The 25,196-nt window shown below is 71.5% G+C and carries 17 protein-coding genes; 12 read left to right on the top strand and 5 right to left on the bottom strand.

All coding sequences use genetic code 11. From position 1 onward, the window contains the following. Positions 1 to 83: 83 nt before the first annotated feature. From ABEB03_RS05455 to holA, 5 genes are all read left to right on the top strand, one after another. Complete coding sequence (locus ABEB03_RS05455) at positions 84 to 1,301, top strand: ComEA family DNA-binding protein (protein WP_345641974.1); 1,218 nt, start codon at positions 84 to 86, stop codon at positions 1,299 to 1,301. Continuing rightward, positions 1,298 to 3,892 (top strand): ComEC/Rec2 family competence protein, encoded by a 2,595-nt coding sequence (locus tag ABEB03_RS05460; protein ID WP_425589185.1) that lies wholly within the window; start codon positions 1,298 to 1,300, stop codon positions 3,890 to 3,892. Before ABEB03_RS05455 ends, ABEB03_RS05460 begins: the two co-directional genes overlap by 4 nt. A 4-nt stretch (positions 3,893 to 3,896) precedes the next feature. Then, entirely contained in the window at positions 3,897 to 4,727 is an 831-nt protein-coding gene (locus ABEB03_RS05465) for an arylamine N-acetyltransferase family protein (RefSeq protein WP_345641977.1), read from the top strand. Positions 4,728 to 4,829: 102 nt separating this feature from the next. After that, a complete protein-coding gene (locus ABEB03_RS05470; RefSeq protein ID WP_345641980.1) occupies positions 4,830 to 5,075 on the top strand; it encodes a hypothetical protein in 246 nt (81 codons plus the stop codon). A 70-nt stretch (positions 5,076 to 5,145) separates the two neighbouring features. Continuing rightward, positions 5,146 to 6,132 carry a DNA polymerase III subunit delta gene (gene holA / locus ABEB03_RS05475; RefSeq protein ID WP_345641983.1) on the top strand — a complete coding sequence of 329 codons (987 nt, stop codon included), beginning with the start codon at positions 5,146 to 5,148 and terminating at the stop codon, positions 6,130 to 6,132. Positions 6,133 to 6,552: 420 nt separating this feature from the next. On the opposite strand, the gene rpsT is transcribed toward holA, so the two are convergent. Then, positions 6,553 to 6,819: a 30S ribosomal protein S20 gene (gene rpsT / locus ABEB03_RS05480; protein ID WP_028802556.1), complete on the bottom strand. Its 267-nt coding sequence runs from the start codon at positions 6,817 to 6,819 to the stop codon at positions 6,553 to 6,555. A gap of 531 nt (positions 6,820 to 7,350) precedes the next feature. Here rpsT and lepA point away from each other — a divergent pair. After that, a complete protein-coding gene (gene lepA / locus ABEB03_RS05485; RefSeq protein WP_345641987.1) occupies positions 7,351 to 9,219 on the top strand; it encodes a translation elongation factor 4 in 1,869 nt (622 codons plus the stop codon). Positions 9,220 to 9,496: 277 nt separating this feature from the next. Next, positions 9,497 to 11,371, top strand: a complete 1,875-nt coding sequence (locus ABEB03_RS05490) for an AMP-dependent synthetase/ligase (RefSeq protein ID WP_345641989.1) — start codon at positions 9,497 to 9,499, stop codon at positions 11,369 to 11,371. Positions 11,372 to 11,467: 96 nt separating this feature from the next. Here ABEB03_RS05490 and ABEB03_RS05495 read toward each other — a convergent pair whose 3' ends face one another. Continuing rightward, the gene (locus ABEB03_RS05495; RefSeq protein ID WP_345641991.1) at positions 11,468 to 12,052 is read right to left on the bottom strand and encodes a response regulator; all 585 of its coding nucleotides are present in this window, start codon (positions 12,050 to 12,052) and stop codon (positions 11,468 to 11,470) included. A 12-nt stretch (positions 12,053 to 12,064) separates the two neighbouring features. Beyond that, positions 12,065 to 16,327: a HAMP domain-containing protein gene (locus ABEB03_RS05500; RefSeq protein ID WP_345641994.1), complete on the bottom strand. Its 4,263-nt coding sequence runs from the start codon at positions 16,325 to 16,327 to the stop codon at positions 12,065 to 12,067. A gap of 103 nt (positions 16,328 to 16,430) precedes the next feature. On the opposite strand from ABEB03_RS05500, the gene ABEB03_RS05505 reads away from it, so the two are divergent. From ABEB03_RS05505 to ABEB03_RS05515, 3 genes are all read left to right on the top strand, one after another. Next, positions 16,431 to 18,590 carry a SpoIIE family protein phosphatase gene (locus tag ABEB03_RS05505; RefSeq protein ID WP_345641997.1) on the top strand — a complete coding sequence of 720 codons (2,160 nt, stop codon included), beginning with the start codon at positions 16,431 to 16,433 and terminating at the stop codon, positions 18,588 to 18,590. A gap of 153 nt (positions 18,591 to 18,743) precedes the next feature. Continuing rightward, positions 18,744 to 19,976: a radical SAM family heme chaperone HemW gene (gene hemW / locus ABEB03_RS05510; protein ID WP_345642001.1), complete on the top strand. Its 1,233-nt coding sequence runs from the start codon at positions 18,744 to 18,746 to the stop codon at positions 19,974 to 19,976. A 27-nt stretch (positions 19,977 to 20,003) separates the two neighbouring features. After that, positions 20,004 to 21,290 (top strand): hypothetical protein, encoded by a 1,287-nt coding sequence (locus ABEB03_RS05515; RefSeq protein ID WP_345642004.1) that lies wholly within the window; start codon positions 20,004 to 20,006, stop codon positions 21,288 to 21,290. Here the strand turns inward: ABEB03_RS05515 and ABEB03_RS05520 are convergent. Then, a complete protein-coding gene (locus tag ABEB03_RS05520; protein WP_345642007.1) occupies positions 21,274 to 22,077 on the bottom strand; it encodes a DUF3097 domain-containing protein in 804 nt (267 codons plus the stop codon). The two genes, ABEB03_RS05515 and ABEB03_RS05520, sit on opposite strands and share 17 nt — an antisense overlap. Before the next feature lie 45 nt (positions 22,078 to 22,122). Beyond that, complete coding sequence (locus tag ABEB03_RS05525; RefSeq protein WP_345642010.1) at positions 22,123 to 22,857, bottom strand: MBL fold metallo-hydrolase; 735 nt, start codon at positions 22,855 to 22,857, stop codon at positions 22,123 to 22,125. Between the two features lie 170 nt (positions 22,858 to 23,027). Between ABEB03_RS05525 and hrcA the strand changes: the two genes are divergently transcribed. Both hrcA and dnaJ read left to right on the top strand, forming a co-directional pair. After that, positions 23,028 to 24,047, top strand: a complete 1,020-nt coding sequence (hrcA, locus tag ABEB03_RS05530; RefSeq protein ID WP_028804625.1) for a heat-inducible transcriptional repressor HrcA — start codon at positions 23,028 to 23,030, stop codon at positions 24,045 to 24,047. Then, positions 24,048 to 25,184 (top strand): molecular chaperone DnaJ, encoded by a 1,137-nt coding sequence (gene dnaJ / locus ABEB03_RS05535; protein WP_345642015.1) that lies wholly within the window; start codon positions 24,048 to 24,050, stop codon positions 25,182 to 25,184. The last annotated feature ends 12 nt before the right edge of the window (positions 25,185 to 25,196 follow it).

Here is a 25,196-nt window from a genome sequence, read left to right on the forward strand (position 1 = left end):
GGGAGTTATCCACAACTGTGTGGTAATCCACCGGAATTGAGCAAGATCATCGCGAGAGCGGTGTCATGCCGGATTCTCCTCGCATGGCACTTCGATCACGCACACGCACAGCCACACCGACCAGCGGCCCCGGACGCGGGCCCTCTTCCGACGGCCGCGACGGCCATCGACGCCGGCACCAGCGAAGCCGCGCCTCGCGCCGCGAGGTGTCCGCCGAGGCGCTCCGGCTGCGCGCGGAGGCGCTCTTCACCACGAGGCCCGTGGAGCGGCGGGAGTTGCGGCACGGGCCGCCGAGGGGCGACCACGCGGCAAAGGGCGCGGACGAGCCCGCCGTCGGGCTCACCGTGGCGAGGGCCGCGGCTCGCACGGCCCCGCGCACGGGTGCAGATCTGCTCAAGGACGCAGAGCTGCACGAGGAAGCCGACCTGCGCGAAGGGGCCGACCTGCGCGAAGGAGCCGACCTTCAGGGGACCGCCGCCCCGAGGAAACGCGCCGACCTGCGCGCGGGCGCCGTGCGCCAGGAGGACGCCGCTTCGGACGTGCCGGAGCGGGCAGCCTGGCGGTACCGAGCGGGACTCGCCGTGCGGGAGCGGCTGCCGTTGTGGTTGCAGCCGAGGTGCGGTCTTGAGCGCAGGAGCCTGGCCGCCCTCACGGTGGTGCTGGTGGTCGCTGCGATCCTCGCCGTGCAGCACTTCTGGACCGGGCGGACCCAGTCGGTTCGCGCTCCCGAGGTGGTGCGGGCAGCGGCTCCCTACGGCGACGAAGAGGGGCGGAGCGGGCAGGAGGCGAAGACGGGGGCGAGCCCCGATGCCTCGACAGGAGCGTCGGCGCCCGTCGAGGCCGCCGGGAGCGGGATCGTCGTGGACGTCGGCGGAAAGGTCCGCAGCCCCGGTCTGCAACGGCTGCCGGCCGGTTCCCGGGTCGAGGACGCGCTTCGTGCAGCGGGCGGAGTGCGGCCGGGCACGGACACCGACGCGCTCAACCGCGCCCGACTCCTCGTGGACGGCGAACAGATCGTGGTCGGGGGACCGGCCCCCGTGACGGGGCCCGGCACCGGCGGTACGGGTCCGGCCGGAGCGGGCGGATCCGTCGCCGGGGCCGCGCCCTCCGCGCCGGTCGCCCTCAACACGGCCACCGTGGAACAACTCGACGGGCTTCCCGGCGTCGGTCCCGTCCTCGCCCGGCACATCATCGACTACCGCACCCAGCACGGAGGCTTCCGCTCCGTCGACGAACTGCGAGAGGTGAACGGGATCGGCGATCGTCGCTTCGCGGACCTGCGGAATCTGGTGCGGCCATGAGCGCGCCGCCACCTACGCCTCCGCGAGGCACGGTCGAGGGCCCGCTCGACGGCACCGCGAGCCGACGGGCCGTGCACGCCGCCTCGGGAAAGCGCCTAGGTGCCGCCAACCCGAGGGAAGAGGGCCCGACGGATCTCCGCCTCGTGCCGCCCGCCCTGGCGGCCTGGGCGACCGCGGCCGTGACGGTGGCGGCCCCGTCCGGCTGGGCGACGGGTGTGGTCGTCGTGTCCCTTCTCGCGGGCCTCGCGCTGCTGCTGACCGAGTGGAGGCACTCCCGCTCCGCACACGGAGACGGGGAAGGGCCTGCGCGTTCCTGGCGGCGGGTCTCCGCGGCGGCCGTGCTGCTCTGCGTCGGCGTGGCCGCGGCCTCGGCGGGGTTGCACGGAGCGGACCAGCGACGCGGCCCCGTACCCGAACTGGCAAGGCGGTTCGCGCACGTGAGCGTGGAATTGGAGGTCACGTCCGATCCCCGGCTCACCCGGCCACGGATCAAGGGGGACCACATGGCACCCACGGCCGTGCTGCTCGACGCGGAGGTCAGGCGCGTCACACGGTCGGACGGCACGGTGGTCGCCACGCGGACACCCGTGCTCGTGATCGTCGATGCGCGTTCGGCGAGGGGCTCACCCCGGACCTCCGGTGACGGCTCGTCCTGGCTGTCCCTGCTGCCGTCCACGCGGCTGCGCGTGTCGGGGCGACTCGTGCCTGCGCTGTCGGACGGTGACGACACCGCGGCCGTGCTGCGCGTGCCGGAACGAGCGCGGCCGGAGGTGGTGGGCGAACCGTCGGGGCCGCAGCGGTTCGCCGGACGTCTGCGCGAGGGGCTGCGGGAGGCCACCGACGGGCTGGACGCGGACGCACGGGCGCTGCTGCCGGGGCTGGTGGTCGGAGACACGTCCCACGTCACGACAGAGCTGGACGACGCCTTCAAGGCGACCGATCTCACGCACCTCCTGGCGGTCAGCGGCGGCAACTTCACCATCCTGCTGGCCCTGTTCATCGGCCCGCCCGGGCTGGCCCAGCGGGCCGAGCGGCGCGGCCTGGCACGCCTGATCGGTGTGCCGCTCAGAGCGACCGCGCTGCTCGGCGGAGCGCTCACGCTGGCCTTCGTGATCGTGTGCCGACCGGACCCGAGTGTGCTGCGGGCAGCGGCCTGCGGGTCGATCGCGCTGCTCGCCGTCGCGACCGGACGCCGCAGATCGCTGATCCCCGCGCTGGCCACGGCCGTCCTGCTGCTGGTGCTGTACGACCCGTGGCTCGCGCGGAGTTACGGCTTCCTGCTCTCCGTCCTGGCGACCGGCGCCCTGCTCACGCTCGCCCCGCGCTGGAGTGCCGCTCTCCGCAGACGCCGTGTGCCGGCACGCCCGGCCGAGGCGCTCGCCGCTGCCGCCGCGGCTCAGGCGCTGTGCGCGCCGGTCGTCGCGCTCCTGTCGGCCCGGGTGAGCCTGGTGGCCGTGCCGTGCAATCTCCTCGCGGAGTTCGCGGTCGCGCCGGCGACGGTGCTGGGGTTCGCGACACTGGCGACGGCCTCCGTGGCGATGCCGGTCGCCGAGGCCTTGGCGTGGTCGGCGAGTTGGCCGGCCGGATGGATCGCGGACATCGCCCGGACCGGCGCGGCCCTGCCCGGCGGGGGAGTGGACTGGCCTGACGACTGGACGGGGGCCGTGCTGCTCGCCCTGGCCACAGTGGTCGTCGTGATCGCCTGCCGGCGGCTCGTGGGACATCCATGGCTGAGCGGCGCCTTCGTGCTGCTGTTCCTGCTGCTCGTGGTGCAGCCGCCCCCGCTCACCAGGGTCATCACGGGCTGGCCGCCGCCGGGCTGGCGGTTCGCGATGTGCGACGTGGGACAGGGGGACGCCACGGTGCTCGCGGCGGGGGACGGCAGTGCGGTCGTGGTGGACGCCGGGCCCGACCCGGTACTCGTCGACCGCTGCCTGAGTGCCCTCGGCGTCACCCGGATTCCACTCGTCGTGCTGACCCACTTCCATGCCGACCATGTGGCGGGGCTGCCGGGCGTGCTGCGCGGGCGTTCGGTGGGCGCGATCGAGACGACGGGTCTGGAAGAGCCACCTGAGCAGGCGGAGTTCGTGCGGAGGGAGGCTGCGGCACGGCACGTCCCGGTGACGCGGGCGGCGGCCGGGGAGCGGCGGCGCACCGGAAGCCTGGACTGGCAGGTGCTGTGGCCGCCCCCTGTTTCGACCTCCGACCCAGCCCCGTTCCTCGACGGCCCGAACGACGCGAGCGTGGCCCTGCTGGTCCGTTCCGGAGGGTTGAGGCTGCTGCTCCTCGGTGACCTCGAACCTCCGGCGCAGCAGGCCCTGTTGAGGACACCGGCGGCTGCCGAGCTCGGCCGGGTGGACGTGCTCAAGGTCGCCCACCACGGATCGGCCTACCAGGACCCGGACCTCATACGCAGGGTCGCCCCGCGGCTCGCGCTGATCTCCTGTGGCAGGGACAACCCGTACGGACATCCGGCTCCGAGCACCGTCGCGGCGCTGCGGGCGTCGGGCGCGGCGGTGCTGCGCACGGACGAGGACGGGGCGCTGGCGGTCGTGGGTGCGGGCGGAGCGCTGAGCGTGGCGAGAGACTGAACTCATGAACTCCGCACAGGCCGACGCCTACCTCCGCCGGATCGGGGCCCAGCACCCCGCGTGGCCCACGTCCGATGTACTGCGCGAGCTCCAGTTGCGTCATCTGGAGACGGTGCCGTTCGAGAACCTGTCGATCCACCTCGCCGAGGAGATCGTGCTGGAGGAGCGGCGGCTGCTGGACAAGCTGGTCGGCGCGCACAGGGGCGGCTTCTGCTACGAACTGAACGGCGCGTTCGGGGCGTTGCTGGGGGCCTTGGGATTCGACGTGACGCTGCTCGCGGCGCGGGTGTACGGGAAGGAGGGGATGCTCGGGATTCCGTACGACCACCTCGCCCTGCGGGTGCGGACGGTGGACGGGGGCGACTGGCTGACCGATGTCGGCTTCGGGGCGCACAGCCACTACCCGCTGGCCTTCGGCGGGAGAGGGGAGCAGAAGGACCCGGGTGGCACGTTCCGGATCGTCGAGTCGGGTCCGGACGCCGCCGGTGTGCGGGGACCCGGCGCGAGCCGGGAGGACAGCGATCTCGACGTCGTCCGGGACGGCAAGGCGCAGTACCGCATGGAGGTACGGCCGAGGGTGCTCAAGGACTTCGTCGTCGGGGCGTGGTGGCACAGCACCTCACCGGAGTCGCACTTCGCACGGTCGCTCGTCTGCTCACGGGTCACGGAGGAGGGCGGAAGGATCACGCTCAGCGGCCGGAAGTTCACGGTGACGACGGCCGACGGGGCGAAGGAGGTCTTGGAGCTGGCGACGGACGAGGAGGTACTGGACACCTATCGGAAGCGCTTCGGGATCGAGTTGGAGCGGGTGCCCGAGGTGCGGGTGCGGGCGTAGCGCGGAGGGCGGGGAGCCGTCCTGGTGCGGGCGGCGCGGAGGGCGGTGCCGGGATCTCGGCCCCCGGCGCGGGCGGCGTCGGGCGTATCGGAAAATGTCCACGTGAGTGATGTGAGACATGTGCTGGTACTGCCCGACCGCGACGCGGCGCAAGAGGCGGCCGAGGCACTCGGCGACCGGTTCACCCTCGATGAGGAGCCGCAGCTCGTCCGGGACGCGCTGGCCGGTGAGGACGATGCCGAGGACGCCCAGTGGCTGGTCGTCCTGACGGACCCGGAGGAGCAGCTCGACCCCAAGGAGCTGGACGAGTTCGCGGGGGAGTGGGACGGCTGGCGCGAGGAGCCGTGACCTGCTCGTGGCTCCGGGCGGGCCGCCCGCACGGCACGCGTTGTCAGTGCCGCGTGGGATGCTTTCGGTGATGGCCAGGAAGACAGCTCAAGACGACCCCCTCGCCCCCGTCACGCTCGCGGTGGGCCAGGAGGATCTCCTGCTCGACCGTGCCGTGCAGGAGGTGGTGGCCGCCGCCCGGGCCGCCGACGCCGACACGGACGTACGCGACCTCACCCCGGACCAGTTGCAGCCCGGCACGCTCGCCGAGCTGACGAGCCCGTCGCTCTTCTCCGAGCGCAAGGTCGTGGTCGTACGCAATGCGCAGGATCTGTCGGCCGACACGGTCAAGGACGTGAAGGGGTATCTGGGGGCGCCCGTCGAGGAGATCACCCTCGTGCTGCTGCACGCGGGTGGGGCCAAGGGCAAGGGACTGCTCGACGCCGCGCGCAAGGTGGGGGCGCGGGAGGTGGCGTGCCCCAAGATGACGAAGCCGGCGGACCGGCTGGCGTTCGTGCGGGGCGAGTTCCGTGCTCTCGGGAGGTCGGCGACGCCGGAGGCGTGCCAGACGCTCGTCGACGCCATCGGGAGCGACCTGAGGGAGCTGGCTTCCGCGGTGTCCCAGTTGACCGCGGACGTCGAGGGGACGATCGACGAGGCGATCGTCGGGCGGTACTACACGGGACGGGCCGAGGCGTCGAGTTTCACCGTGGCCGACCGGGCCGTGGAGGGACGGGCCGCGGAGGCGTTGGAGGCGCTGAGGTGGTCCCTGGCGACCGGCGTGGCGCCCGTGATGATCACCAGTGCGCTGGCGCAGGGGGTGCGGGCGATCGGGAAGCTGTCGTCCGCACGGGGCGGCAGGCCGGCCGACCTGGCGCGTGAGCTGGGGATGCCGCCGTGGAAGATCGATCGGGTGCGGCAGCAGATGCGGGGCTGGACTCCGGACGGAGTCGCCGTCGCGCTGCGGGCCGTCGCCGAGGCCGACGCGGGAGTCAAGGGCGGTGGGGACGACCCCGAGTACGCGCTGGAGAAGGCGGTCGTGGCGATCGCCCGCGCGGCTCGGTCCGGCCGGGGCTAGCCGTTCGGGCTGCCGAGCCCCCGGTGTGCCCAGCCCTCGAGTCAGCCACGCCGTCATCGAGTCAGCAACGCCGCCCTCGGTCAGTTGCCGCACGCCGAGCCAACCCGGCGGGTGTGGTCCGGCGTCTGCTCTGCGCGAGGCCGAGGACCAGAGGCCAAGGACCGGAGGCCGAGGACCGGAGGCCGAGGACCAGTGGCCGAAGGGAATGAGAGGCGCACCGGTACGCCGAAGGCCCCGTCCGCCTTCCTGGGGAAGGAAGGAGCACGAGGCCTTCGGTTCAAGCTGCTGGATCCACGCCCGCGTGGCGAACGCAGGCCGCGCGTGGATTCCGGGGTGTCGGACGGGAGCGGATGAGAGAGGGCCCGCTCTGGTCCGGCCGACGGTCAAGTCAGGGGTTGAGCCCTCAGGGGCTCAGCCGACTCAGCCCTTGAGGGAAGCGACCTTCGAAGCAAGCGCCGACTTCTTGTTGGCGGCCTGGTTCTTGTGGATGACGCCCTTCGAGACGGCCTTGTCGAGCTGGCGCGACGCGGCGCGCGTGTACTCGGTGGCCTTCTCGACGTCACCCGCGGCAGCGGCCTCGCGGGCCTTGCGGATCGCGGTCTTCAGGGAAGACTTGACGGCCTTGTTGCGCAGCCGGGCCTTCTCGTTGGTCTTGATCCGCTTGATCTGGGACTTGATGTTCGCCACGAAATGAGCCTTTACAGGTTCTGGCGCACGAGACAGCACGTCCCGCACGCCGTTTGATTTCCTTGAGGTGTGCCTCCTGCAGAGAGGGCATGAGACACAGCCACTCAGGCTACCAGTCGCCCCGCGACCGACCCAAACCGGTCGCCGCCCCTCGCCGGGGAACGTTCACGCCGCTCGTTCCCGCGTTCGCCCCGTCCCGGGCCCGCGCCCCCAGGCCGCCGACCCCGGGTCCCCGGGTGGCCCTCACACCCGCAGTCCGCCACACCCGCAGTCCGCGAGCCACCCCGGTCGACCGAGCCCCGGCCGTCCGTCCCCATCGACACCGATCGCCGCTGCCGCCCCCGCCCACCCTTCGCACCGCTCCCCGAAGACCGACCCGACCCCCGTGACGGCCCCGCCTCACCCTCGAAACCCGCGGTCGGCATCCACTCATGCGGCCCAAACCGGTCGCAGGTCCCCACGCGTGGGACCATGGAACCTACGTATCGATCCGACCCGAGGCGACAGGCGCCTCAAGAGACAGGACCCTGCGTGCCCGCGACCCCTAACAATGTGCCCGAGCCGAGCCGTACCGCCCCGGCTCTGATCCGCAATTTCTGCATCATCGCGCACATCGACCACGGCAAGTCCACGCTCGCCGACCGCATGCTCCAGCTGACCGGGGTGGTCGAGCAGCGGCAGATGCGCGCTCAGTACCTCGACCGCATGGACATCGAGCGCGAGCGCGGCATCACGATCAAGTCCCAGGCGGTCCGGCTGCCCTGGGCCCCGACCGAGGACCCGGGCAACACCCACATCCTCAACATGATCGACACCCCCGGGCACGTGGACTTCACGTACGAGGTGTCGCGGTCGCTGGCCGCCTGCGAGGGGACCGTCCTCCTCGTCGACGCCGCCCAGGGCATCGAGGCCCAGACCCTCGCCAACCTCTACCTGGCGATGGAGAACGACCTCACCATCATTCCGGTGCTCAACAAGATCGACCTGCCGGCCGCCCAGCCCGAGAAGTTCGCCGAGGAGCTCGCCAACCTGGTCGGCTGCGACCCGGACGACGTGCTCCGGGTCTCCGCCAAGACCGGCATGGGCGTCGAGGGGCTGCTGGACAAGGTCGTCGCCGAGATCCCGGCCCCGGTCGGTGTCGCCGACGCTCCCGCCCGCGCGATGATCTTCGACTCCGTGTACGACTCGTACCGGGGCGTCGTCACCTATGTGCGTGTCATCGACGGCCAGCTCAACAAGCGTGAGCGCATCCGGATGATGTCCACGGGCGCGGCGCACGAGCTGCTGGAGATCGGGACCAACTCGCCCGAGATGCTGCCGGCCGACGGGCTCGGTGTCGGTGAGGTGGGTTACCTCATCACCGGCGTGAAGGACGTCCGTCAGTCCAAGGTCGGTGACACGATCACCACCCTGCACAAGGGCGCGACCGTGCCGCTCGGCGGTTACAAGGACCCCAAGCCCATGGTGTTCTCAGGGCTGTATCCCCTGGACGGGTCCGACTACCCCGAGCTGCGCGACGCTCTCGACAAGCTCCAGCTCAACGACGCCGCGCTGGTCTACGAGCCGGAGACCTCGGCGGCGCTGGGCTTCGGCTTCCGTGTCGGCTTCCTCGGGCTGCTGCACCTCGACGTGATCCGTGAGCGGCTGGAGCGCGAGTTCGGCCTGGACCTGATCGCGACCGCGCCCAACGTGGTCTACCGGGTCGTGATGGAGGACCGCAGCGAGTACACCGTCACCAACCCGAGCGAGTTCCCCGAGGGCAAGATCGACGAGGTGTACGAGCCCGTCGTGCGCGCCACGATCCTGGCGCCCTCCGAGTTCATCGGCTCGATCATGGAGCTGTGCCAGACCCGTCGGGGCACGCTGCTCGGCATGGACTACCTCTCCGAGGACCGCGTCGAGATCCGCTACACCCTGCCGCTCGCGGAGATCGTCTTCGACTTCTTCGACCAGCTGAAGTCCAAGACCCGCGGCTACGCCTCGCTCGACTACGAGCCCACCGGCGAGCAGGCCTCCAGCCTCGTGAAGGTCGACATCCTGCTGCACGGCGACAAGGTCGACGCGTTCTCGGCGATCACGCACAAGGACCAGGCGTACGCGTACGGTGTGCGGCTCGTCGCCAAGCTGCGCGAGCTGATCCCCCGGCAGGCCTTCGAGGTGCCCGTCCAGGCGGCCATCGGCTCCCGGGTCATCGCCCGCGAGACCATCCGCGCGATCCGCAAGGACGTGCTGGCCAAGTGCTACGGCGGTGACATCTCCCGTAAGCGGAAGCTGCTGGAGAAGCAGAAGGAAGGCAAGAAGCGGATGAAGATGGTGGGCTCTGTGGAGGTTCCGCAAGAGGCCTTCATCGCCGTCCTGTCCAGCGACGACAGCGGTGGCTCGGCCAAGGGCAAGAAATAGCCACCTGTTACCCCCGGAAACTGGGGCACAATGCGGGCTCGTCGCGCTTCGGCGCGGCGAGCCCGTACGCGTGCGTAGGTTCGCTCTCTGTAGGAAGTGACAGTCCGCCGCCTCTTACGCACTGGCCGGACGCGCTTTACTCTGATCTCTGCTCGATGGTTACTCGCGAGTTAAACAACAGCCGCAACCAGCCAGCCGCACAGCAGCAGTCGGCAGTCAGCAGCCAACAGTCGGTCGAGCCAAGACGCACGCACTGTCGCGGGCCCCGGAGGATGTCGTGAGCGACACACAGACCCTGATCGAGAACCGTCCGCCGTCCGTGGCGGCCCTCTTCCTGGAGCGCGTGGCGGCCACGCCGGACGCCGAGGCGTACCGCTACCCGGTGCCACCGGCATCGGGCGAGGGCGCGGACGACTGGAAGTCGCTGAGCTGGGGGCAGGCCGCCGAGCGCGTCTTCGCCATCGCGGCCGGTCTGATCGAACTGGGCGTGCAGCCGGAGCAGCGCGTCGCGCTGGCCTCCTCCACGCGGGTCGAGTGGATCCTCGCCGACCTGGGCATCCTGTGCGCGGGCGCGGCCACGACGACCATCTACCCGCAGACCAACGCCGAGGAGTCGGCGTTCATCCTCGCGGACTCCGGGAGCCGGGTCCTGATCGCCGAGGACGCCGCCCAGCTCGCCAAGGCGCAGGAGAAGCGTGCCGAGCTGCCCGAGCTGACCCATGTGGTCGTCGTCGACGCGGCCGGGGTCGAGACCGGTGACGGGGTCCTCTCGCTCGCCGAGCTGGAGGCCCGCGGCGCCGCGTACCTGGAGAAGCACCCCGAACTGATCAAGGAGCGCGTCGGCGCCATCACCGCCGACCAGCTCGCCACCCTGATCTACACCTCGGGCACCACGGGCCGCCCCAAGGGTGTCCGTCTGCCGCACGACAACTGGGCGTACATGGCGAAGGCCATCTCGGCGACCGGGCTGGTCGGCCAGGACGACGTGCAGTACCTGTGGCTCCCGCTCGCGCACGTCTTCGGCAAGGTGCTCACCTCCGGCCAGATCGAGGTGGGGCACGTCACCGCCGTCGACGGCCGCGTGGACAAGATCATCGAGAATCTGCCGGTCGTGCAGCCGACCTACATGGCGGCCGTCCCGCGCATCTTCGAGAAGGTCTACAACGGGGTCGCGGCCAAGGCGCGGGCCGGCGGCGGCGCCAAGTACAAGATCTTCCAGTGGGCGTCCGAGGTCTCCCGCGAGTACGCGAAGGTCAGCCAGGACAACTTCCGCCGCACCGGCACCGCTTCCGTGCCCTTCGCACTCGGCGCCAAGCACAAGGTGGCCGACACGCTCGTCTTCGCCAAGATCCGCGAGGCGTTCGGCGGCAACCTGCGGGCCTGCGTCTCCGGTTCCGCGGCGCTCGCGCCCGAGATCGGCTACTTCTTCGCCGGTGCCGGCATCCACATCCTGGAGGGGTACGGCCTCACGGAGTCCTCCGCCGCCTCCTTCGTGAACCCCGGCGAGGCGTACCGCACCGGCACGGTCGGCAAGCCGCTGCCCGGCACCGAGGTGCGCATCGCGGACGACGGCGAGATCCTGCTGCGCGGCCCCGGCATCATGGAGGGCTACCACGGGCTGCCGGAGAAGACGGCCGAGGTGCTGGAGTCGGACGGCTGGTTCCACACGGGCGACATCGGCGAGCTGTCGCCCGACGGCTACCTGCGCATCACGGACCGCAAGAAGGACCTCATCAAGACGTCCGGCGGCAAGTACATCGCGCCCGCCGAGGTCGAGGGCCAGTTCAAGGCCGTCTGCCCGTACGTCTCCAACATCCTCGTCCACGGCGCGGACCGGAACTTCTGCACCGCGCTCATCGCCCTCGACGAGCCCTCCATCCTGGAGTGGGCGAAGGAGAACGGCCTGGACGGCAAGTCCTACGCCGAGGTCGTCGCGGCGCCCGCCACCGTCGCCCTCGTCGAGGGCTACGTCAAGGAGCTCAACGGGGGTCTCCAGCGCTGGCAGACCATCAAGAAGTTCCGGCTGCTGCCCCGTGACCTCGACGTCGAGCACGGCGAGATCACTCCGAGCCTCAAGCTCAAGCGTCCGGTCGTCGAGCGCGAGTACAAGCACCTGATCGACGAGATGTACGCGGGTGCGCGCGAGGCGTAGTCCCGCCGCCCGGCCCGGTACGGGGGCTCCGCCGCACGGCGGAGCCCCCGTACGGTCGCCGTACCGCGCGCGGACGTCCGGCGGTCGTCGTCGGCCTCACACGCCCCGTCCCCGGCGTATCGCCCGGACCAGGTCCTGCAACTGGCGTACCTGGTCGCGCAGTTCCGGTACGTCATGGTGGTCGACGACGGCCATGTGGCGCTCGATGCCCCGCAGACGGTCGGCGAGGTCGTCGAACTGCTCCTGTTCGTGCGCGAGCATGCGCTCCAGTTGCTGGTTCTTGCGGTGCAGGTCGAGGAAGACGCTGACCTTGGCCCGCAGGACCCAGGGGTCGAAGGGCTTCGTCAGATAGTCGGCGGCTCCGGTCGCGTATCCGCGGAAGGCGTAGCCCGCGTCGGCGTCGGTGCCGGTCAGGAAGATGATCGGGACGTCCTTGGTCTGGTCGAGCCGCTTGATGTTCGCGGCGGTCTCGAAGCCGTCCATGCCCGGCATCCGGATGTCGAGCAGGACGACGGCGAACCGCTGCCGCAGCAGTGCCTTCATCGCCTCCTCGCCGGAACGCGCGCGCACCAGCGGCTCGTTGAGGGACCCCAGGACGGCCTCCAGCGCGATCAGGTTGTCCTCCATGTCGTCGACGAGGAGGATGCTGGCTCGCTCGCCGGTCGTTGCCTCAGCGCTCATGGTGACGGTGCCTCACTCGGTCGTCGGCGGGACGGCGGGCTCACCCCGGGGGCCCGGAGCCGGCGCGACGGCACCGCCCGCGGCGTCCTCGACCCGGGCGCCCGCGCTCTCCCGGGTGTCCTCCGGTTTCTCCGCGCTCGGCGGCCCGGCCCCGCCCTCCGGGGAGCCGGCCCCCTCCAGGGCCGCCGCGTCCGCGCTCCCGGCCCCCGTGTCGCTGCCCTCGGGGTCGAGGAGGGCGCAGACGACGGTGAGGAGCCGGTCGACGTCCACCGGCTTCGGCACGTAGTCGTTGGCGCCCCGCGCGATGGACTTCTCGCGGTCGCCGGGCATGGCCTTCGCGGTCAGCGCGACGATGGGCAGGCCCGTCCAGCGAGGGGTGCGGCGGATCGCGGAGATCGTCTCGTAGCCGTCCATCTCCGGCATCATGATGTCCATCAGGACGAGTTCGACGTCGGGGTTGCGTTCCAGGGTCTCGATGCCCTCCCGGCCGTTCTCCGCGTACAGGACCGGCATGCCGACGCGGCCCAGGACATGGGTGAGCGCGAAGACGTTGCGGATGTCGTCGTCCACGATCAGCACGCGCCGTCCGGGCAGGACCTGGCCCGCCCGGCCGGACTTCCAGGCCTCCAGCTTCGTGGGCGTCGGCCAGGTGTCGTCCGTGTCGTGGGCGGGGTACGGCTCGGTGGACAGCTGCTCGGGCACCGGCACCGGCCGATCCTCGGGCACCGGGCCGGTCGCCGTGTGTCCGGGGCTCACGACGGGGACGTACAGCGTGAAGGTGGACCCCGTGCCCGGCTTGCTCTCGGCGATGATCCGGCCGCCGAGCAGGCCCGCGATCTCCCGGCTGATGGACAGGCCGAGACCCGTGCCGCCGTACTTGCGGTTGGTGGTGCCGTCGGCCTGCTGGAACGCCTCGAAGATCACCGGGAGTTTCTCCGCGGCGATGCCGATGCCGGTGTCGGACACCGCGAAGGCGATCACGTCGTCGCTGTGCTCGCGGGTGAAGATGTGCCCCGGGTCCTTGAGGCGGCTGACACGTAGTTCGACCCGGCCGGTCGCGGTGAACTTGATCGCGTTGGAGAGCAGGTTGCGCAGGATCTGCTGGAGCCGCTGTTCGTCGGAGTACATCTCGCGCGGTACGTCCTCGCCGACCGTCACCTCGAAGGCGAGCCCCCGGTCGAGGGTGAGCGGGCGGAAGGTCGCGTGGACGTAGTCGAGCAGCTTGATGAGAGGCAGCTTCTTGGGCCGTACGTCCATGCGGCCGGCCTCGATCTTCGACAGGTCGAGGATGTCGTTGATGAGCTGGAGCAGGTCGGACCCGGAGCGGTGGATCGTGGTCGCGAACTGCACCTCCTGGTCGGAGAGATGGCCGTCGGGGTTGTCGGACAGCAGCCGCGCCAGGATGAGCAGCGAGTTGAGCGGGGTGCGCAGCTCGTGCGACATGTTCGCCAGGAACTCGGACTTGTACTGCGAACTCGTCGCGAGCAGCGCGGCCTTCTCCTCAAGCTCCGCGTTCGAACGCTGCAACTCGGCCTGCTGCGACTGCAGTTCGTCCGAGCGGTCCTGCAACTGCACGGCCAGCCGCTGGGACTCGCCGAGCAGCGACTCGGTGCGCGAGTTGGCGATGATGGTGTTGATGGCGACGCCGATGGTGTTCACGAACTGGTCGAAGAAGGCCAGGTGGACGTCGGAGAAGCGGGAGAAGGACGCCAGCTCGATCACGCCGAGCAGCGTGTCCTCGAACAGGATCGGGATGATGACGACGCTGGCGGGCGCGGCCTCCCCCAGACCGCTGTTGATCTTGATGTAGTCCGGCGGGGCCTCCTCCACCAGGATCCGCTTCTTCTCGCGCGCCGCCTGCCGTACGAGCCCGTGCACGGGCATGCCGCCCGTGTCGACGGTCGCGCCCTGCGCCGAGCCGTAGCCGGCGATGAAGGCGAGCCCCTTGGCCGGGACGGCCGTGCGCAGCGAGGTCCCGTCCTCCTCCGGGTCGGCGAGGAAGAAGGCGCCGTACTGCGCGTTCACCAGGGGGGTCAGCTCGCGCAGGATCAGGTCCGCCACCTCCATCAGGTCGCGGTGGCCCTGCATCAGCGCGGCGAGGCGGGCGAGGTTGGACTCCAGCCAGTCCTTCGCGCGCGTGGTCTCGCGCAGGTTGGCCACCATCAGATTGATGTTGTCCTTCAGCTCGGCGACCTCGCCCCGTGTCTCCACGGTGATGGAGCGGGACATGTCGCCCTGGGCGACCGCGGACGCCACCTCGGCGATGGCGCGGACCTGGGTGGTGAGGTTGGAGGCGAGCTCGTTCACGTTCGTCGTCAGGCGCTTCCAGGTGCCGTACACGCCCTCCACCCGGGCCTGGCCGCCGAGCTGACCCTCGGAGCCCACCTCGCGGGCCACGCGGGTGACCTCCGAGGAGAAGGACGAGAGGGTGTCGACCATCGTGTTGATGGTCGTCTTCAGTTCGAGGATCTCGCCGCGGGCGTCCACGTCGATCTTCTTCGAGAGGTCGCCCTGGGCGACCGCGGTGGCGACCTGGGCGATGTTGCGGACCTGTGAGGTCAGGTTGTCGGCCATGTAGTTGACGTTGTCGGTCAGATCCCGCCAGACGCCCGAGACACCGAGCACCTGGGCGCGTCCGCCGAGCCGCCCGTCGGTGCCGACCTCGCGGGCCACACGGGTGACCTCGTCGGCGAAGGCGCGCAGCTGCTCCACCATCGTGTTGACGGTGTCCTTCAGCTCAAGGATCTCGCCGCGCGCGTCGACCGTGATCTTCTTCGACAGGTCGCCGTTGGCGACGGCCGTGGTCACCTGGGCGATGTTGCGGACCTGCGAAGTCAGGTTCAGCGCCATGAAGTTGACGTTGTCGGTGAGGTCCTTCCAGACGCCGGAGACGCCCCGGACCTGCGCCTGGCCGCCGAGGTTGCCTTCCGTGCCGACCTCGCGGGCGACGCGGGTGACCTCGTCGGCGAAGGCGGAGAGCTGGTCGACCATCGTGTTGATCGTCGACTTGAGCTCCAGGATCTCGCCCTTCGCCTCCACCGTGATCTTCTTGCCGAGGTCGCCCTGGGCCACGGCCGTGGAGACGAGGGCGATGTTGCGGACCTGCGAGGTCAGGTTGTCCGCCATGAAGTTGACGTTGTCGGTGAGGTCCTTCCAGACCCCGGAGACGCCCCGGACCTGGGCGCGGCCGCCGAGGTTGCCCTCGGTGCCGACCTCGCGGGCGACGCGGGTGACCTCGTCGGCGAAGGCGGAGAGCTGGTCGACCATCGTGTTGATCGTCGACTTGAGCTCCAGGATCTCGCCCTGCGCGTCGACCATGATCTTCTGGCTCAGGTCGCCGTTGGCGACGGCCGTGGTCACCTGGGCGATGTTGCGGACCTGTGAGGTCAGGTTCGAGGCCATGAAGTTGACGTTGTCGGTGAGGTCCTTCCAGACCCCGGACACACCGCGCACCTGCGCGCGCCCGCCGAGCTGGCCCTCGGTGCCGACCTCGCGGGCGACGCGGGTGACCTCGTCGGCGAACGCGGAGAGCTGGTCGACCATCGTGTTCACGGTCAGCTTCAGTTCCAGCAGCTCACCGGTCGCCTCGACGGTGACCGTACGGGTCAGGTCGCCGCGCGCCACCGCCGTGGTGACGAGAGCGATGTCCCGCACCTGCGCCGTCAGCCGGGACGCCATCGTGTTGACCGCCTCGGTCACGTCCCGCCAACTCCCGGACAGCCCGGTCACCTTGGCGCGTCCGCCGAGCCGGCCCTCGGTGCCCACCTCGCGGGCGACCCGGGTGACCTCGCCGGTGAACAGCGACAGCTGGTCCACCATCTTGTTGACGGCGCGGCCCAGCCGGCGCAGATCGCCCCGGAGTTGGCGATTGCCGTCGTGCAGGTCGACCCGCTGGGTCAGATCGCCGCCGGCCACCGCGTCGAGGACCCGCGTCGCGTTCGCCGCGGGCGCGACCAGGGCGTCGAGCAGCTGGTTCACGTCGTTGACGCGAGTCGTCCAGTTGCCCTGGCCCGGGCTCGCGGACAGCCGCTCGTCGAGCCGGCCGTGGCGCACCAGCTCCCGACGCACCCGCTGCACCTCGGAGTTGAAGTGGGTGCTGCGGTCCATGATCTGGTTGAAGACGGTGCTCAGCTCGGCCACCAGGCCATGGCCCGTCTCCGGTACCTTGCCGAAATCGCCGTCCCGCGCGGCGGTCATCGCGGCGAGCAGAGGACGCAGATCCGATGCTCGAATCTGTCCGTCTTCGAGCACTTGCATACCACTGTTCTCACTCATGGCGGCCCACTTCGGTAACTCGGCGCTTATGGGCGTGGTCAGTCTGTCACCCTGTCCGCATCGGCTGAGGCGTATTCGTCCGAACTGCTCAGGGAGCCGCACAGTGGGGGCCATTCCGACGCAACGGGAGTTCATGGCGCGTGCCCCTGATGCGCCTGCGCACCACCGCGCCGGGCAGGACGTCGTGATGCGCACCTCGCTGCCCGGCACCCCACTGGCCTCGGGGACCGCCCGCAGGTTCCTGCGCGACACCCTGGCCGAATGGGTCGAACTCGCCCTGCCCGGAGCCGCGATGATCGACGAGAGGCTCACCGGCGACGCCCTGCTGGTCGTCAGCGAACTCGTCACCAACGCGGTCGTGCACGCGGGCACCGACGTGGGCCTGCTGTGCCGCCTCGAATGTCCCGCGGACGGACCGCCCGGCCCCCTGGTCGTCGAGGTCTCCGACCACCACCCCTCGCGAGGTCTGCGCGACGAGACCGTCGAACGGCCCTACGGGACACCGGAGTACGGCCGGGGCCTGCGACTCGTCTCCGCGCTCTCCGAGGCCTGGGGGATCACCTACCGCCCCGGCACGAAGACCGTGTGGGCGCGCATCCCGCTCGACGGCCGCACGGGCGGCGACGGCATGTCGCAGGACGGCCTGTTCTCCGGCACCGGCTCGGCACCGGACCTCAGGGGTACCGCGGAGGCGACGAAGCAGCCGGACGCGACGAGGAGGCCCGACGCCGTGGAGAGGGCGGACGCGGCGACAGGGCCGCACACCGCGAGGACGGCGAACGGCGTGGGGGCCGCGGACGCCGTCCACGGCGGCGGGAGCACGGCGCCCGTGCGGCACGGGAAGAGGACACAGGCGTACGCCGGTGAGCGGGGCCCGGGGCCCGAACCACGGACCGGCGGCACGCCCGGCCCCGAGATACGCGCACCCGAACCCGGCCGCGACGTCCAGCCCGACCAGGACTGGCTCAACCGGGGAGCCCTCTCCTTCCTCGCCGAGGCCTCCGACCTGCTCGCCGGCCAGCTCGACGAGGACCTGGTCGCCGCGCTCGCCGGACAGCTGCTGGTGCCGCGCCTCGCCGACTGGTGCGCGGTGTGGCTGGAGGACGAGGCCACCGACCGGGCCGGCGGACTGGGTCTCGCCCTGGGGCCCCGGCTCGCCCGCGTCTGGCACGGCAGCGAGAACCGCATCGAGGAGCTGCGCCTCGCCCTGGAGAAGGACCCGCCGCGGCTCCCGGACGCGGTGCGTTCCCGGGCCGTGCCGGTGCCCTGGCCCGGCGAGGCCCTGGGCGCCCCCGGGGCGAGCGGGGCGGCGCTCGCGTACCGGCTGATCGCGGGTGGCCGGCCGCTCGGCACGCTCGTCATCGGGCGGTCCGGGGCGGCCGACTTCCCCGACGAGGTCACCGGGCTCGTCGAGGACCTCAGCCGCCGTATCGCGCTCGCCATCGGCGCGGCCCGTCAGTACGCGCGCCAGGCCACCATCAGCCGGGTCCTCCAGCGCGGTCTGCTGCCCGGAGCGGTCGCCGAGATCCCCGGCGTGCGCAGCGCCCTCGTCTACGAGCCGCTCGACAAGGGTGGGCCCAGCGGCGACTTCTACGACCTGTTCCCGGCCGGCGACGGCCGCTGGTGCTTCGCCGTCGGCGACGTCCAGGGCAAGGGGCCCGAGGCCGCCGTGGTGATCGGGCTGGCGCGGCCGTGGCTGCGGCTGCTGGCCCGTGAGGGCTACCACGTCGCGGACGTCCTCGACCGGCTCAACCAGCTCCTGCTCGACGACGCGACGGAGGCGGCGGACGCGGCGGCCCGGGCGCTCGTGGCCGCGGGCGGGCCGGGGCTCGGCGCGGACCTCGGCCCGCAGACGCGTTTCCTGTCCATGCTCTACGGCGAGCTCGTCCCCTTCGACGGCGGGGTGCGCTGCACGCTGGCCTCCGCCGGGCATCCGCTGCCGCTGCTGCTGGGGCCCGACGGGGACGTACGGGAGGTGGCCCGGCCGCAGACCCTGCTCGGCGTCGTCGAGGACGCCGCGTACACCTCCGAGACGTTCGAGCTGCATCCCGGCGACAGCCTGCTGTGCGTCACGGACGGGGTCACGGAGCGGCGCAGCGGTGCGAGCCAGTTCGACGACGACGACGGTCTGGCCGAGGCTCTCGCGGGCTGTGCGGGGCTGACCGCGGAGCTGATCGCGGAACGTATCCGCAGGCTGGTGCACGAGTTCGGGACGGGGCCTTCGGAGGACGACATGGCGCTGCTCGTGCTTCAGGCCGAGTAGCGCGGGGCCGTCCCGGGGGTGCCTTTTGCGGGGGCTCCGCCCCGTACCCCCTGATCGGCCTGGACGGCCTCGTCCTCAAGCGCCGGACGGGCTGTTGCCTCTCCGCCGCCGGGCGGGACGGCGATCACCCGTGCGTGCTGGACAATGGAACGCATGCCTTCCGCACTTCCCGACGGTGAGCCCGTCCCCGACGACGGGGCGTTGCCCGCGCATGCCCTGGCCGGGGCGGCCGAGCGGCCCCTCGGGTTCTACCTGCACGTCCCGTACTGCGCGACCCGCTGCGGCTACTGCGACTTCAACACGTACACGGCGACCGAGCTGCGCGGCACCGGAGGCGTGCTCGCCTCCCGGGACAACTACGCGTCGACGCTGATCGACGAGGTCCGACTCGCCCGCAAGGTGCTGGGCGACGACCCGCGCCCGGTGCGCACGGTCTTCGTGGGCGGCGGCACGCCCACCCTGCTGGCCGCCGACGACCTCGTGCGGATGCTGGCGGCGATCCGCGACGAGTTCGGGCTCGCGGACGACGCGGAGATCACCACGGAGGCGAACCCGGAGTCGGTCGGCCCGGAGTACCTGGCGACCCTGCGCGCCGGAGGCTTCAACCGGATCTCCTTCGGCATGCAGAGCGCCCGGCAGCACGTGCTGAAGGTGCTCGACCGCACGCACACCCCCGGCCGCCCCGAGGCCTGCGTCGCCGAGGCGCGCGCGGCGGGCTTCGAGCATGTGAACCTCGACCTGATCTACGGCACCCCGGGGGAGTCCGACGACGACTGGCGCGCCTCGCTCGACGCGGCGCTCGGCGCCGGGCCGGACCACATCTCCGCCTACGCCCTGATCGTCGAGGAGGGCACCCAGCTCGCCCGCCGCATCCGCCGCGGCGAGGTCCCGATGACGGACGACGACGTGCACGCGGACCGCTATCTCATCGCGGACGAGGTGATGTCGGCGGCGGGCTTCGAGTGGTACGAGGTGTCGAACTGGGCCACCTCCGAGGCCGGCCGCTGCCTGCACAACGAGCTGTACTGGCGCGGCGCCGACTGGTGGGGTGCGGGCCCCGGCGCCCACAGTCACGTCGGCGGCGTCCGCTGGTGGAACGTGAAGCACCCGGGGGCGTACGCGGCGGCGCTGGCAGGCGGCAGGTCACCGGGGGCCGGGCGCGAGCTCCTCGCCGACGAGGACCGCCGCGTCGAGCGCATCCTGCTCGAACTGCGGCTGCGCGAGGGCTGCCCACTGTCCCTGCTGCGCCCCGACGGCCTCGCGGCCTCCCGCCGGGCCCTGTCCGACGGGCTCCTGGAAGCCGGTCCGTACGAGGACGGCCGGGCGGTGCTCACGCTGCGCGGGCGGCTGCTCGCGGACGCTGTCGTCAGGGACCTGGTGGACTGAACCACTGTTCCCGTACAGTCCGCGGCCATGATCTCTGGTGGATGGCCCGACGACGACGCGACCGTCCTCCGGTACGGGCTGCGGCGGCTGCTCATGTCGCTGCCGATCGGGCTGGTGCTGATCGCCGGCGGTGCGACGGGGGTGTGGATCGCCGTCGAGCACGACGGGATCGGGGCCGGCTGGATACCGCTCGGGATGCTGGTGGCGATGGGTGTCGCCGGAGTGATTCTGCTCGTCTCCCGCTGGCGGGCCCGCCATTGGATCACCGCCTTCGACTCGACCGGCTTCTGGTGGATGCGGGGCAAGGAGATGGCGCTGATCCGCTGGGACTCCCTGGCCGGCGCGGGCATCCACTGGGCTCGCGGCAGCAGGACGGTCGTCTTCACGGTCGAGCTCTGCCCGAAGGACGAGATCGACCGCGACGATCCGCTGCTGTGGAAGTTCGTCCGCGACACGGAGCCGCTCCGGCCGGGACTGCCCCGGCTCCGCTACCGCATCGACGTGGGCGACTCCCACAAGGCGTACGAGAAGGCCTTCCGGCAGTGGGCGCCCGGGCTGTGGTTCGGCCGCCGGGAACAGCCGATGTCGTACCTGGGCGGGCCGGATCACGCGGGCCACCAGGAGCGGACGGCCGCGTCGGCCGGCTCCTCGGCAACCGAGCCGCTGGTGTTCGAGGCCGTCGACATCGGGGACACGGTGGTCGTCCACCGGGGCGTGATCCTGGCCCGCCGGCGCATCGCCGTGGCGCTGCCGACCATCGTGCTCTGCGCGTGGATCACGTGGCTGCTCGTCCACGGGCACGCGCACGGCGCGGTCGCGGTCGTCCGATACGTGGCAGCCGTCCTGCCGGTGCTGCTCGCCGGGGCGGCCGTGGTGTTCGCCGTCCGAGGTCTGCGGTGGCAGTGGAGCAGTGTCGTCACGATGGACGCGGCAGGCGTGCATGTCTCCCGGCGCGGAGAATCCGCGACCGTCGCGTGGGACTCGCTGGCCGGTGTCGGCATCTACGAGGCGCGGCCCCTGCGCACGCTCGAACTCTGCCCGAAGGACGGGATCGACCGCGACGACCCGTTGCTGTGGCTGTTCGTGCGCGACAGCGAGCCGTTGCAGCCCGGACTGCCCCGGCTGCGCCTCCGCGTCTCCTTGCGGCCCTCCGACGGGCGGGACGCCGTGGCGGCGGGCTGCCTCCGATGGGCGCCGGATCTCTGGTTCGGCGGGCGACGGATGGACTCCGGCTACGGCGGGGACCCCGACTTCAAAGGGCACCGGAGCCGCACCCGCGGAACCGGCGGCAGGACCGTCACTCCGGCGCCGTGACGAAGTCGATCAACTCCTCCACGCGACCCAGGAGTTCCGGCTCCAGGTCCTTGTAGGAGCGCACCCGGGACAGGATGTGCTGCCAGGCCGCGCCGGTGTTCTCCGGCCAGCCCAGGGCCCGGCACACGCCTGTCTTCCAGTCCTGCCCGCGCGGGATCCGGGGCCAGCCCGCGATGCCCACGGCCGACGGTTTCACGGCCTCCCAGATGTCGATGTACGGGTGGCCGAGCACCAGGGCGTGGTCGCTGGTGACCGCCTCGGCGATGCGGGACTCCTTCGTGCCGGGCACCAGGTGGTCGACCAGGACGCCCAGCCGGGCGTCGGGGCCGGGACCGAAGTCCTCGACGATGGAGGGGAGGTCGTCGACGCCCTCCAGATACTCGACGACGACGCCCTCGATGCGCAGGTCGTCGCCCCACACCTTCTCGACGAGCTCGGCGTCGTGGCGGCCCTCCACGTAGATGCGGCCCGCGCGGGCGACCCGGGCCCGCGCACCGGGCACGGCCACCGAACCGGACGCCGTGCGGGACGGACGTGCCGGCGCCGACGACGGCCGTACGAGCGTCACCACCCGCCCCTCCAGCAGGAAGCCGCGCGGCTCCAGCGGGAACACCCGGTGCTTGCCGAAGCGGTCCTCCAGGGTGACCGTGCCCGCCTCGCAGCGGATCACGGCACCGCAGAATCCGGTACCGGGCTCCTCGACCACCAGACCGGGGTCCGCCGCGACCTCCGGTACGGGCTTGGGCTTCTTCCACGGCGGAGTCAGGTCCGGAGAGTACTGGCGCATTCGGATGACGATAGGAGAAGCGGCGGGGCGGTGCGGGGGAGATCGCTACGACACGCCGAAACGCGCCGCCAGCGCGTCCCGCTGGGCGCGCACGAACGCCGCGTCCACCGTCGCTCCGTGACCGGGCACGTACACCGCGTCCTCGCCGCCCAGGTCGAGCAGCCGGTCCAGGGCGGCCGGCCAGTGTGAGGGGATCGCGTCGGGACCGGCCTGGGGTTCGCCCGACTCCTCCACCAGATCCCCGCAGAAGACGGTCTCCGGTCCGCCCGGCCCGCCGGGGACCAGGACCGCCAGATCGTGCGCGGTGTGTCCCGGGCCCACGTTCGCCAGCAGGACCTGGACGCCGCCGAGGTCGAGCGTCCACTCGCCGGACACCGCGTGCCGGGGGTGCACCAGAAGGTCCGCCGCCTCGGCCGCCGCACTCGGTCCGAGGCCGTTGCGCACCGCGTCCGCGCGCAGTTCCTCACGCCCGTCGGCGAGGACGGCGTCCAGCCCGACCGCCCCGAACACCTCCACCCCCGAGAACGCGGCCGCCCCGAAGACGTGGTCGAAGTGCGGGTGCGTGAGTGCGAGGTGCGTCACCCTGCGACCGGGCCCGAGCAGCCGCAGCGCCTCGGCGCGCAGCCGCGCGCCCTCACCGAGGCTCGACCCCGCGTCGATCACGAGCGCGGCGTCCGCGCCCACCACGAGCCCGACGGTGCAGTCCCAGACCGGAAGCCGCCGTCGTCCGACCCGGGGTGTCACCCTTTCCCACCCCGGCTCTTCCCAAGTCACGCTCATACGGAGACGCTAGCCGTGCGGACGTGGTGAGCACGACATCGCAGGCCGGCCCTTGCCCGGGCCGTACCTCACAGCCGTACACTGGGCCGGGGAACGCTGGCACTCGCGTGCGCTGAGTGCCAGGCCAGGGGCCACGAAGACCACGGAGCCGACTTCTGGAGGTGTGCGCGATGCTCAGTGAACGCAGGCTCGAAGTGCTGCGCGCCATCGTCCAGGACTACGTGGGCACCGAGGAGCCGGTCGGTTCCAAGGCACTCACCGAGCGGCACCGGCTCGGCGTCTCGCCCGCGACCGTGCGCAACGACATGGCGGCGCTGGAGGACGAGGGGTACATCGCCCAGCCGCACACCAGTGCCGGGCGCATCCCCACGGACAAGGGCTACCGGCTGTTCGTCGACAAGCTGGCCGGGGTCAAGCCGATGACGGCACCCGAGCGGCGGGCCATCCAGAACTTCCTCGACGGCGCCGTCGACCTCGACGACGTCGTGGCCCGGACCGTGCGGCTGCTCGCGCAGCTCACCCGGCAGGTCGCCGTCGTGCAGTACCCGTCCCTGACCCGCTCCACCGTGCGGCACGTGGAGCTCCTGTCGCTCGCCCCGGCGCGCGTCATGCTCGTGCTGATCACGGACACCGGGCGGGTCGAACAGCGCATGATCGACTGCCCCGCGCCGTTCGGCGAGACGTCGCTCGCGGACCTGCGGGCGCGGCTCAACAGCCGGGTCGCGGGCCGCCGCTTCGCGGACGTCCCGCAGCTGGTGCAGGATCTTCCGGAGGCGTTCGAGGAGCCCGAGGACCGCGGTACGGTCGCCACGGTGCTCTCCACCCTCCTGGAGACACTCGTCGAGGAGACCGAGGAGCGGCTGATGATCGGCGGCACCGCCAATCTCACCCGCTTCGGACATGACTTCCCTCTCACCATCCGGCCGGTGCTCGAAGCGCTGGAGGAGCAGGTCGTGCTCCTCAAGTTGCTTGGTGAGGCGAAGGATTCGGGCATGACCGTGCGGATCGGTCACGAGAACGCCCATGAGGGACTCAACTCCACGTCCGTGGTCTCCGTCGGCTACGGTTCGGGCGGCGAGGCAGTAGCCAAACTCGGCGTGGTCGGCCCGACCCGCATGGATTACCCGGGAACGATGGGAGCGGTACGAGCGGTGGCACGGTACGTCGGACAGATCCTGGCGGAGTCGTAAGTGGCCACGGACTACTACGCCGTGCTCGGCGTGCGCCGCGACGCTTCCCAGGACGAGATCAAGAAGGCGTTCCGGAGGCTCGCGCGCGAGCTACATCCGGACGTCAACCCCGATCCGAAGACGCAGGAGCGGTTCAAGGAGATCAACGCCGCCTACGAGGTGTTGTCGGACCCGCAGAAGAAGCAGGTCTACGACCTCGGCGGCGACCCGCTGTCCCAGGCGGGCGGCGGTGGCGCGGGTGGCTTCGGCGCCGGCGGCTTCGGGAACTTCTCGGACATCATGGACGCCTTCTTCGGCACGGCGTCGCAGCGCGGACCGCGCTCGCGCACCCGCCGGGGCCAGGACGCCATGATCCGTCTGGAGATCGAGCTGGACGAGGCGGCCTTCGGCACCACGAAGGACATCCAGGTCGACACGGCCGTCGTCTGCACCACCTGCAACGGCGAGGGCGCCGCACCGGGCACCTCCGCGCAGACCTGCGACATGTGCCGCGGCCGTGGTGAGGTCTCCCAGGTCACCCGGTCCTTCCTGGGCCAGGTCATGACCTCCCGCCCCTGCCCGCAGTGTCAGGGCTTCGGCACCGTCGTCCCGACCCCGTGCCCCGAGTGCGCGGGCGACGGCCGGGTCCGCTCCCGTCGCACCCTCACGGTGAAGATCCCGGCCGGTGTCGACAACGGCACCCGGATCCAGCTCGCGGGCGAGGGCGAGGTCGGCCCCGGCGGCGGCCCCGCCGGCGACCTGTACGTGGAGATCCACGAACTGCCGCACAACGTCTTCCAGCGGCGCGGCGACGACCTGCACTGCACGGTCACCATCCCGATGACCGCGGCGTCCCTCGGCACGAAGGTGCCGCTGGAGACGCTCGACGGCCTGGAGGAGGTCGACATCCGTCCGGGCACGCAGTCCGGGCAGTCGATCCCGCTGCACGGGCGGGGCGTCACGCACCTGCGCGGCGGCGGGCGCGGCGACCTGATCGTGCATGTCGAGGTCACCACGCCGACCAAGCTCGACCCCGAGCAGGAGCGACTGCTGCGCGAACTGGCGAAGCTGCGTGGCGAGGAGCGGCCCACCGGGCAGTTCCAGCCCGGCCAGCAGGGTCTGTTCTCGCGTCTGAAGGACGCGTTCAACGGCCGCTGACACGACCGTCGA

The sequence above is a fragment of the Streptomyces siamensis genome (assembly GCF_039543605.1).
GTDB lineage: Bacteria > Actinomycetota > Actinomycetes > Streptomycetales > Streptomycetaceae > Streptomyces > Streptomyces siamensis.

Excerpts from the sequence above, each read along its gene's own strand:
- ABEB03_RS05455 (WP_345641974.1), top strand. The coding sequence starts at position 84 with ATGGCACTTCGATCACGCACACGCACAGCCACACCGACCAGCGGCCCC.
- ABEB03_RS05460 (WP_425589185.1), top strand. The coding sequence starts at position 1,298 with ATGAGCGCGCCGCCACCTACGCCTCCGCGAGGCACGGTCGAGGGCCCG.
- ABEB03_RS05465 (WP_345641977.1), top strand. The coding sequence starts at position 3,897 with ATGAACTCCGCACAGGCCGACGCCTACCTCCGCCGGATCGGGGCCCAG.
- holA (WP_345641983.1), top strand. The coding sequence starts at position 5,146 with ATGGCCAGGAAGACAGCTCAAGACGACCCCCTCGCCCCCGTCACGCTC.
- ABEB03_RS05495 (WP_345641991.1), bottom strand. The coding sequence starts at position 12,052 with ATGAGCGCTGAGGCAACGACCGGCGAGCGAGCCAGCATCCTCCTCGTC.
- ABEB03_RS05500 (WP_345641994.1), bottom strand. The coding sequence starts at position 16,327 with ATGAGTGAGAACAGTGGTATGCAAGTGCTCGAAGACGGACAGATTCGA.
- hemW (WP_345642001.1), top strand. The coding sequence starts at position 18,744 with ATGCCTTCCGCACTTCCCGACGGTGAGCCCGTCCCCGACGACGGGGCG.
- ABEB03_RS05515 (WP_345642004.1), top strand. The coding sequence starts at position 20,004 with ATGATCTCTGGTGGATGGCCCGACGACGACGCGACCGTCCTCCGGTAC.
- ABEB03_RS05520 (WP_345642007.1), bottom strand. The coding sequence starts at position 22,077 with ATGCGCCAGTACTCTCCGGACCTGACTCCGCCGTGGAAGAAGCCCAAG.
- ABEB03_RS05525 (WP_345642010.1), bottom strand. The coding sequence starts at position 22,857 with ATGAGCGTGACTTGGGAAGAGCCGGGGTGGGAAAGGGTGACACCCCGG.
- hrcA (WP_028804625.1), top strand. The coding sequence starts at position 23,028 with ATGCTCAGTGAACGCAGGCTCGAAGTGCTGCGCGCCATCGTCCAGGAC.